Source organism: Sivoneniella epilithica UHCC 1019, assembly GCF_040830845.1.
Taxonomy (GTDB): Bacteria; Cyanobacteriota; Cyanobacteriia; order Leptolyngbyales; family Leptolyngbyaceae; genus ULC077BIN1.
Map to the genome: position 1 here is coordinate 1 of NZ_JBFPDP010000088.1, position 8,337 is coordinate 8,337.

An 8,337-nucleotide genomic window follows, 5' to 3' on the forward strand; every position below is an offset into this window, starting at 1 on the left:
CATGATTGGTTCAGAGGTAGCTGCCGCTCTATTCTCTCCCATCTATCCACCAAAATAAAGTTGACAGCCTACTAGTCGAAACCGTGATTTGTGAGGAAGCCTCTAGCTGGTCCGCCAATGTGAGCCAAGAATTACTGCATGAGTTCACCCAGACTGGGCTAACTGAATCTCGCAAGGTAGGGCTACCGCTGCTCATCGTGACGCACGATCCATCCTTAGAATTTATGGGATTGAAGAAAGGGGCACGGCTGCGAGACGCAGGAATGGCGATCGCTGAACTAGAACCCGGCGTAGCGGATTTAGATACAGGATTCCTCAAGGCAACTGGCAAGGGCAAACTGCAACTACCAGGGCAAAAGGACGAGATCTCGTTTGTGTTTGAGCCGCCTGTTCAAGCAACCGCGCCCAACCTGAATAATTTGCGCCCTGGCGCTGCAATGCCGCAAGTGGCTAGCCATACCTCAGCGGATATAGATGATTTATTAAATTCACCTGCTCTCACCCCGAAAAAGATTGAGCAGCTAGCCAATGCTTATGGGTTGCCACTGCCAAAAATGGCTGAGGGATCTACAGCGATCGCGGAGGTTCTGCCAACCGAGATCGCCCCCATTGAAGCCCTGCTGATTGAATATGCAGACGATCCAAAAACAGCAGCTTTTCTCAAGTGGATTGCTTCTAAACCAGCGGGTGAAATTATCACGAGAGAGCAGATACAGAGTAGCTACTGGGCAAAGCAAAACGGACGCGATAAAGCAACGCTCGATCGCGTTTTGATTGAAGCTATGAGCGCTCATCTCCTAATAGAAATTGATGGAGAGAGCTATCAAAAAAAGGACATTTAGGATGTCCTGAGAACTAAAAAAAATGGCTAAGGACACCGATAGGACATGTCCTTTTGTCCTAAAAGGATGTCCTAATGTCCTAAACCTCCTAAATGTCCTTAGATGTCCTAAAACAAAACCTCACTCTACAAACGGGTGAGGTTTCTATTAGGAAATATGGGTGATGGATTGAGCGATCGCTATGCCGCTGTGTCATCGTTGCCCATCAGTCCACGCTCTCTTAAAGCAGCTTCAACCGCCCCTCTAATAAACCCTTGAGAGTCTTTCAACTGGAGTAAAGCTACTTGCACATCGAGCGGGTAACGAGTGCCAATGACCTTCCCTAAATCGCGATCGCCAACTCGCTTAAACGATGTGAGATTTTCAATCTTTGGATGTGGGTTAGGCATAGAGACACCTCTAAGTTTATTCAACTTTACCACATGTTAACAGTGATAGATATTTACACAATCTTTACATAAAACTCATCTATTCACTTGTTAACAGTGATATATTGAAGAAGTCAAAGGAGTTGCGTACCGACTGGACATCTGAACGCAACCCCACCTACAAGAGGCAATTCACATGTTAACAGCCGTTGCTCAAACTTCAACACTCCCAGTCCTGTCAGATTCATTTGTTCATCTGGTCACCTTAGTTAATCACCAAACCGCAGACGAACAGAGTTTTGAAGTTGAGACTACCAGCGATCGCCTTGCTGATGTGATGCGAGAAATCGCCCATCAAAAGTTCATGCGTGGCTTAGGCGGCTACGAATATTTTGAAGCGTTGCCGACTCGATACCCGCTTCCGTTCTAACTAACACCCAGCGAGGGGAGCCGCTAAGCTCCCTACCTTCCCATCACTTCACCGGGAATCACACACCACACTTTAGGAGACCGTAAAAAATGACATACACCACGCTTCAAGATTTACTGACCATTGCCGTGATCGCACCGTTGATGATTGCCGCTGCTCTGTTCATTTCGCACCTGGTTAACTGTTGGCAGCGCGCCCAAACACCGCAGCCGGTGACGGATGATCTAACGGACCTGCTCAACATTCCAGCATCACCCGCGCCGATTGTGCCGGACGATCGCACGTTGCCAGCGCTGGCAAAGCTCTACTCGGTGCCTGGTTCTAGCAAGTGGAGCAATAGCCGTAAGTTGAGAGCATCTGAACGATTGATGGTGCTGAGTGCGATTGGTGAACCGATTTCTACGGCGATCGCGGCTTAGAACTTTGGCGAAAATGTCACTTCCTATAAGTATCACTTTTGGAGCGAAACTTTCACTTCTCTATAAGTTGCTCTTTTTGAGAAGACACCTCAGAGCGAAAAACACCGCAATCACCTATGAGCAGAGACATTTTAATTTCGACTATTTTCAAACAAGTCTGGCGTGATGAGTTTCAGTTCAATTTCGCTAGTGGTGGTTTCAGCGATTGGTCTTTCAGCCGGGGGTAAGTTCAAACCCCACAGCCGACATTGAGCCGCAATGATAGCGATCCATCGGTCGATCGCGTACAAGTTCCCCTCTTCAACCCGCTCATGGATTGCAAACATAGCCATGTCCAATCGCTCACTTTCAAGCCGCCGCATGATTGCCGCTTCTTCAAAGCAACTGTCTTCAATATGTTGCAATACGTCTCGCACGTCGCGAAACGCCATAGAGCGGCTGTAGTTGCGGAATTCAGCAAACTCGCGAGCGATTACCGTCGCAATTTGCTCATAGGTTGCCCCGGCTTTTCGCAGCACGATCGCCCGTTGACGGCGTTCTGCCAACATCAGTTTTTTTGCGCTTGCCCTTCCGCCTGCTACCAAGTAAAAAGTTCCACTCCTATAGGTTCCACTTTTGAGGATACCCTCTGACCGCTTCCAGGTCTCTAGAGCGTTTTGTACAAAATTAATTGAGGGATTTGTAATGTCTAAAACTATTGCCCTAGGTTCACTACCTGAACCAGATCGCCGCGCCGTAATTGCTGAAGGTCTACGAATTGCCCGATCGCTTGAGGATTCAGTTTTGTTGCTCAATTTAGCGATCGCACAGTTCGAGGAAATCGAGAATCAAACCAAGGAATTTCGCGTGGCATTAAGTTTGCTCCGTTCGATAACGCCTCAAATCGACTGCTGTGTTGAAGAAACCCGCCACTCATGGAAGCGATTAGAAAAAATGTAGTGCCTAACTTTTTTCAAACTGGCAACCCTAACCGCGCTGCTGTTGCTATCAGTTGGTCTAGTTGAACAGTGACCTTTTTAATCTCGCGCTCAAGTTTAGTCAACTGCCTACCACGGGCGATCGCCGCCTCCCTCGCCGCCAAAAGTGTAGGATCTTCAATGGAGATATATTCAGTTTTGCGCCCATTGCGCGAGCGCACTGTGGCATAGCGCCCTGGCTGCTTTCCTAATCCTGTGGCATTGCCGCCACCCGCCGATCTCCCAATCCAGCAATCTTGCAGGCAATCGCCCGATCCTTTAATCTCTGCTGCCCTGGCTTGAAGGGTTACCAGCGCCGATTCAAGTTCTGCAAGTGTCATTGTTTATTCGTGTGCAACTTATACTCACATCATAACATTTGCACACGAATAAGAAAACAGACATTGCCACATTCATCCCGCAGGCGAAAATCGGCAAAATTGGCAGCTTGGATCGGGCAATTAATCAGGATTGCTGATTGGACTAAATCCAGTCCCCCGAATGGCTGAAACGCAATGAATTCGATGAATAATTGCTTATTGCGCAATTAGTCAATGATCTTAAATGCTTGCTGAGTAAGAGTTCTAGAATTAGTCCAAAGTTTTGGACTAAACTTGGACTAACACTCTCTTTTTGACCTGCTGTTTTCTGAAGAGAAAGCAGAGCATAGGGTAATCAGTTAATCGGATTAATCAAAATGAAACTTGCTCACGTCGCCGGGAAGATTCCTTCTGAATGGTATCAGCAATTTTGCGAGATTCGACAGGCTACCGGACAATCTGAAAGCGCCCTAGTCAGGGAAGCGATCGCGCTCTATCTGAAAAAAGCTAAAGCTCCGATCATCAAATCGCGCCTGGATGCGCTGGAAGAAAAAGTAAGCAAGCTTGCAGCGCTCATCATCAAATAACCGTCTATACGATTGTCTAGACAGTTCCCTAAATCGTCTATACTTAGAGGTGAACAAGTATAGACGGCGGTATAGATGGCACCTTCGATTTTAGCAACTTTTAAGCTTTCTCCTGACCAGTGGGAGGAATTTAAGGCAAGAGCAAACACTCGCGATACCAATGCTTCACAGGTATTAAAACGACTGGTAGCAGAGTATCTAGAGGGACATTTAGACAAGTATCTAGACACAGGCACAGACGCGCCAAATCGTATAGACGGCAATCTAGACGCTCGTATAGATCAGCGTATAGACAAAAGGCTGAAGCATCTAGACGTGAGTATAGACCGTCGTATAGACCTGAGACTGAAGCATCTAGACGCTAAAACGAATCGTATAGACCAGGGTGTAGACCAGCCAAAAAAGCGGATAGCGGCATAACTGCCACTGGCAACGAGCAACGAGCCGACGGAGAAAAGTGGCTTACCATGCAGCAAGCTTACGCCGTCGCCACTGAGCAAGGTTGCGATCGCCCCTACAACGGCTTTAGGCTGTGGAGCAAGCGGAATGCTGAGCAATGCCTCGCGCTTTACGGGCTTAAGGGCACTGGCTACAAGGGAAAGAGCAATATTGCTGCAAGTTTTGAGCGAGTCTAGAGGGTTTTAGATTGCGGGCTTCTGGTTTTAATCTCACTTATCAAATGCAACCACCCGTTTACTAAGGATAAAAAAAATGACCAACTCCACTGAAAAAACAAAACTGACCTTGAAAGTGCCGCAAATTTTATGCGATCGCCTGAACGAAGAAACAGGTTTTCTAGGGTTGTATTCAAAAACAGTTGTTATCGAAGGGCAGGAAATCACAAACCGCACTGACCTATTGCGGTTCATCATCACGACTTATATCCAGCGCTGCTTGAACCAGGGCATCCCTGAAATTGTTGAAGTAGAGGGCGATCGCGGGTCATTGCCGTTCATGCTACGTGGCGAAGAAACTGCACAGTGGGACGCGGCGGTTCTTGCTGCTGGGTACTCTTACGACCAGTTAGCAGCAAGTGCGCTCTACGATTTTTTTTTGCAGCCAAAGAACGTCTTTGAGAGTTTAACCGCCGAATTTGAGTTTTATGCTAAAAAACTTCGAGGCGACCACGGTCAATGAATCCAAGATGAATTTTGGAACAAGCATCCTGAATTCTGTACTTCGACTGGGAAGACTGAGTAAAAAATCACCAGTAGAAAAATGAAGCGAACTTTAGCTTTAGCGATCGCAACCTTCCTTGTCCTCCACTCAACCCCACCACCCGCGATCGCTCGGATGCAGATACAGTTACCACCCGAAGAAGATTATATCTACTTTCTCCGACGCAACCTGGCAAGTGATCCAGCTACAGCAAGCTTCAAAATCACCGATCAATCTTTGCTGACAGCGGGCAAGCTTTGGTGCAAAATGATCAAACAAAATTTGTCTCTCAACGACCTTTACCAATTTATTGAGACTGACCCAGACCTAGGGCGATCGCCTTCAACAATTAAGGCACATCGAGCAATTCTAGATGGTGCGCTTTGGTCGCTTTGTTCTGAAATGCAAACCAAGATTAGGAACCCAGACGCTCGTAAATGAAACTGTTAAACCTTACTTTGTGCAGCCCAAGCAGCGTCCAGTGCCTTAAGAAGATAGCCCACACAATAAAACTGCAAACAAGAAAGAAGGGTTGAGAAGGAAGAAGGGTTGAGAAGGGTTTTGAGAGAGAAGGGCGATCGCTTCGCTGGCACTGATACTATTTTCACTGCTTAGACGGCTTGACAAAAAGGTTGTGAAATAAGCGAAAAAAATCAGGCAACTGATCCCAGTTGATCGATTGCCTGATCAACCGTAGTTGGTAGACTTCGCAGGGGTTACAGGGGTTACACTTACCCTTGCATTGATCAAAAAACTGATCAAAAAACAGACTTCAAATGATTGCGGCGATCGTACCTGCTAAGCCAAAGCTCTGACCGGGCGTTGTCTTTTCCTTGTTTGAGTTCGGTTTGAAAATTGTCAGTTGCAATTATTGCAACTTTGGTTCGGGGGCGATCGCTGTCAGGATTTCTGCCAACAGCCATTGGCGATCGCCCGATGGAAATAGCACCAGACAGTGCAAGGGGAGATGAGCGCTGCCTGGAGAAATCACAACCACACCCCGCCGTCCTGTTGGGGTTTCAATTTTCGTGTCTGGAGGTAGTTGAGTCATGCGATTCCGTCCCTATAAAAATTGTGTGTGAGCCGCTCTGGATAATGATTTTTGTATATTGACGACGGATCACACACAAACTCTCTAAGGCAAAGGAGACCCCTAAATTCCTCACTTTCTGCCCTCACGATCTGCGTGTGCCTTTAAGCTTTTTGATGGTTCAAAATCACCTTGGATGGATCGACAGCTTTTGAGCCTACAAAACGTGTGTGAGGCAGACTGAGAGAGGCTCACACACGTTTTTAAGCACAGCAAAGCCACACATCTTTGAGATGCTTTGAACCATGTTTTAAGCAAACCTACGCTGCTATTGGTGGGGGCTGTTGCCGTTCTAACCACTGTTGCCGCTTCTCCCTCTCCAATGTCAGGCGATCGCTAATCGCCTCGATAATCCACTCAAAATGTTCCTGGAATAACTTGTTACCTGACTCAGCCATAATCAGCCAACCGCAGAACCACAAGCTTTGAGAAGCGCTAAGCCGTGGTTTTCCGTGCCTATCGTTGCCATTGGGGTGGAGTTCATCGGATTCTTGCCTAATCGTTTTCCCGTGCGCCTCGTAGCCGAAAAAGGTCATGCAGCGTTTTACTGTTGTAAAAAAGTCGGCTTGTGTTTCTACAAAAGGGAACAACTTGGTGAGTTTGGGAGATCGCTGGAAAGTTTCCCACAGTTCCCCAATGCGGGTAGAGTGGACTCTGAAATGTGTCGTGTGGGCATTGGCTGTTTCCCCTCTCTGCACTTTTGCCAGTGATTCTAGCCTCAACTCCTGAAACAGAGTGCGAAACTGCAACGCCTTGTAGTGTTGGCTTGTGTAGCTTGTGAAGCGCCGTTTTATCTGGTCTTGCAGTGCTGTCAAATCGTCGCTAGCATGTTCACCTGTTGCACTAACCCAATGCTTCAACTTTTCAAGTCTGTCACTGGACACAACAATCGCAAACTCAATCGCCCACTGTTGAGCCTCTGAATGACCCTGAGCAAAAGTCTGAATCAGGATTTTCCAAATCTTTGGATAGCGGTCATACTGTACCGCCAACGCCAAGTCCCATACGTCGGAATCCTTAGATGGAGCTTTTTGCAAGCTTTGGAGCCGTTGCCCATTGCCAAGGTTTGCTTTAAGCATCGCTTGAGTTTCTTCCTGCTTAATCTCCTTTCCGTCTGATTGGTAATAGTTACGATCGCACTCAACCTCAACCGTTTCCACTGACCCAAAGAAGTAGCCCAACAATTGCTGTAGATATTCGGAGTGAAATGATTTCTCAATTTCTTTCGTGATGCTCTGCCACAGACCCCAGCCGCGAGTTTTAGCACTGCTTTCAATCTCCAGATCGGTGAAAGTTTGCTGTAGTTTTTCACCCATTTTTAGAACTTTGGGGCTATCGAGCGAGGATACCAGGCAGTTTGGATCGAGCGATCGCCGGGGGGCTGACACTGCCCACTGGTCACACTGACGGCAGCGCCCAATCATTTGGAGGAAGTCGAGTGGAGAGATAACGCCGCTGTAAAGGGCTAAGCCGCGATCAAAATGAGTTTGCACATCTAGACCGCTTTGAGCCGTAGGACTATAGATCAGCACTTGAGCCTCGGTTTCTGCCAAGATGCCATCGGGGTCTTTCAATAAACGCTGATTGCTTTCTACGGTTTCGCTAGTACACAACAGCACTTTCACCCCTAGCCGCCGTAGGAATCGTGCGTAAATTTTGGCATCCCGCTTGCTGTCAGATGCGATCGCAATCCGATAATTTTGGTTTACCCATTGCCGCAATAAACCATAGCCAATGCCATCGTGTGACATGGAGATTTTGCCGTCTTTGGTGCGAGTCTCTAACCACTGAATCGGCTTCTGTGACGGGGTGAAAGCTTGATCATAAATTGCCCTTGCGCCTGGGCGATAGCGCGAAATGATTCGGGCATCTATATCGCCTAGGAAAGCATCGATCGCAACTAAGGTTTGGCTCTCAGCCATCAATCGCTCAAACTCTGGCATGATTTCAGTTTTGCTGAGAACCTCTTTCCTGATGCTTGAAAACTCATCGATTACCAGAATGGTATCTTTCCAATCACAGTGCTTCACTGCATAATCTTTCAATGAGTCAGGGCACATGATGTAGATGCCGGGGTGCCCATCCCTTAACATTTCACGGTATAAACCGGGGTTGTCTTGAAAGTGATAGACCGCTTCAAAACCTAACTTATGCAGCCGCTCTGCTG

Annotated in this window: 14 protein-coding genes; 9 read left to right on the plus strand and 5 right to left on the minus strand. The window is 47.4% G+C overall.

Features of this window, described 5'->3' with window-relative positions; all coding sequences use genetic code 11:
- Window positions 1-119: 119 nt before the first annotated feature.
- A complete protein-coding gene (locus tag AB3R30_RS26180; RefSeq protein ID WP_458652149.1) occupies window positions 120-842 on the plus strand; it encodes a hypothetical protein in 723 nt (240 codons plus the stop codon).
- A gap of 179 nt (window positions 843-1,021) precedes the next feature.
- Here AB3R30_RS26180 and AB3R30_RS26185 read toward each other — a convergent pair whose 3' ends face one another.
- Window positions 1,022-1,231, minus strand: a complete 210-nt coding sequence (locus tag AB3R30_RS26185) for a hypothetical protein (RefSeq protein ID WP_458652150.1) — start codon at window positions 1,229-1,231, stop codon at window positions 1,022-1,024.
- 175 nt (window positions 1,232-1,406) lie between these two features.
- Between AB3R30_RS26185 and AB3R30_RS26190 the strand changes: the two genes are divergently transcribed.
- Both AB3R30_RS26190 and AB3R30_RS26195 read left to right on the plus strand, forming a co-directional pair.
- The gene (locus AB3R30_RS26190; protein WP_458652033.1) at window positions 1,407-1,640 is read left to right on the plus strand and encodes a hypothetical protein; all 234 of its coding nucleotides are present in this window, start codon (window positions 1,407-1,409) and stop codon (window positions 1,638-1,640) included.
- An 89-nt stretch (window positions 1,641-1,729) separates the two neighbouring features.
- Window positions 1,730-2,059, plus strand: coding sequence for a hypothetical protein (locus tag AB3R30_RS26195; protein ID WP_458652151.1), 330 nt, complete (start codon window positions 1,730-1,732; stop codon window positions 2,057-2,059).
- A 131-nt stretch (window positions 2,060-2,190) separates the two neighbouring features.
- On the opposite strand, the gene AB3R30_RS26200 is transcribed toward AB3R30_RS26195, so the two are convergent.
- Window positions 2,191-2,607, minus strand: a complete 417-nt coding sequence (locus tag AB3R30_RS26200; RefSeq protein WP_458652152.1) for a hypothetical protein — start codon at window positions 2,605-2,607, stop codon at window positions 2,191-2,193.
- 136 nt (window positions 2,608-2,743) lie between these two features.
- On the opposite strand from AB3R30_RS26200, the gene AB3R30_RS26205 reads away from it, so the two are divergent.
- Window positions 2,744-2,998 carry a hypothetical protein gene (locus AB3R30_RS26205; RefSeq protein ID WP_458652153.1) on the plus strand — a complete coding sequence of 85 codons (255 nt, stop codon included), beginning with the start codon at window positions 2,744-2,746 and terminating at the stop codon, window positions 2,996-2,998.
- Window positions 2,999-3,011: 13 nt separating this feature from the next.
- Here AB3R30_RS26205 and AB3R30_RS26210 read toward each other — a convergent pair whose 3' ends face one another.
- Window positions 3,012-3,356, minus strand: a complete 345-nt coding sequence (locus AB3R30_RS26210; RefSeq protein ID WP_458652154.1) for a hypothetical protein — start codon at window positions 3,354-3,356, stop codon at window positions 3,012-3,014.
- A 356-nt stretch (window positions 3,357-3,712) separates the two neighbouring features.
- On the opposite strand from AB3R30_RS26210, the gene AB3R30_RS26215 reads away from it, so the two are divergent.
- From AB3R30_RS26215 to AB3R30_RS26235, 5 genes are all read left to right on the plus strand, one after another.
- Window positions 3,713-3,922 (plus strand): ribbon-helix-helix protein, CopG family, encoded by a 210-nt coding sequence (locus tag AB3R30_RS26215; RefSeq protein ID WP_458652155.1) that lies wholly within the window; start codon window positions 3,713-3,715, stop codon window positions 3,920-3,922.
- A gap of 75 nt (window positions 3,923-3,997) precedes the next feature.
- On the plus strand, window positions 3,998-4,342 hold the full coding sequence (locus tag AB3R30_RS26220; protein ID WP_458652156.1) for a hypothetical protein: 345 nt from the start codon (window positions 3,998-4,000) through the stop codon (window positions 4,340-4,342).
- 47 nt (window positions 4,343-4,389) lie between these two features.
- Window positions 4,390-4,557: a hypothetical protein gene (locus AB3R30_RS26225; RefSeq protein ID WP_458652157.1), complete on the plus strand. Its 168-nt coding sequence runs from the start codon at window positions 4,390-4,392 to the stop codon at window positions 4,555-4,557.
- 76 nt (window positions 4,558-4,633) lie between these two features.
- Window positions 4,634-5,059 carry a hypothetical protein gene (locus AB3R30_RS26230; RefSeq protein ID WP_458652158.1) on the plus strand — a complete coding sequence of 142 codons (426 nt, stop codon included), beginning with the start codon at window positions 4,634-4,636 and terminating at the stop codon, window positions 5,057-5,059.
- Between the two features lie 81 nt (window positions 5,060-5,140).
- Window positions 5,141-5,521: a hypothetical protein gene (locus AB3R30_RS26235; RefSeq protein ID WP_458652159.1), complete on the plus strand. Its 381-nt coding sequence runs from the start codon at window positions 5,141-5,143 to the stop codon at window positions 5,519-5,521.
- Window positions 5,522-5,948: 427 nt separating this feature from the next.
- Here the strand turns inward: AB3R30_RS26235 and AB3R30_RS26240 are convergent, their stop codons facing one another.
- Window positions 5,949-6,131, minus strand: a complete 183-nt coding sequence (locus AB3R30_RS26240; protein WP_458652160.1) for a hypothetical protein — start codon at window positions 6,129-6,131, stop codon at window positions 5,949-5,951.
- Window positions 6,132-6,430: 299 nt separating this feature from the next.
- Window positions 6,431-8,337 (minus strand): hypothetical protein (locus AB3R30_RS26245; protein WP_458652161.1); only part of this gene is annotated, 1,907 nt, incomplete at its 5' end.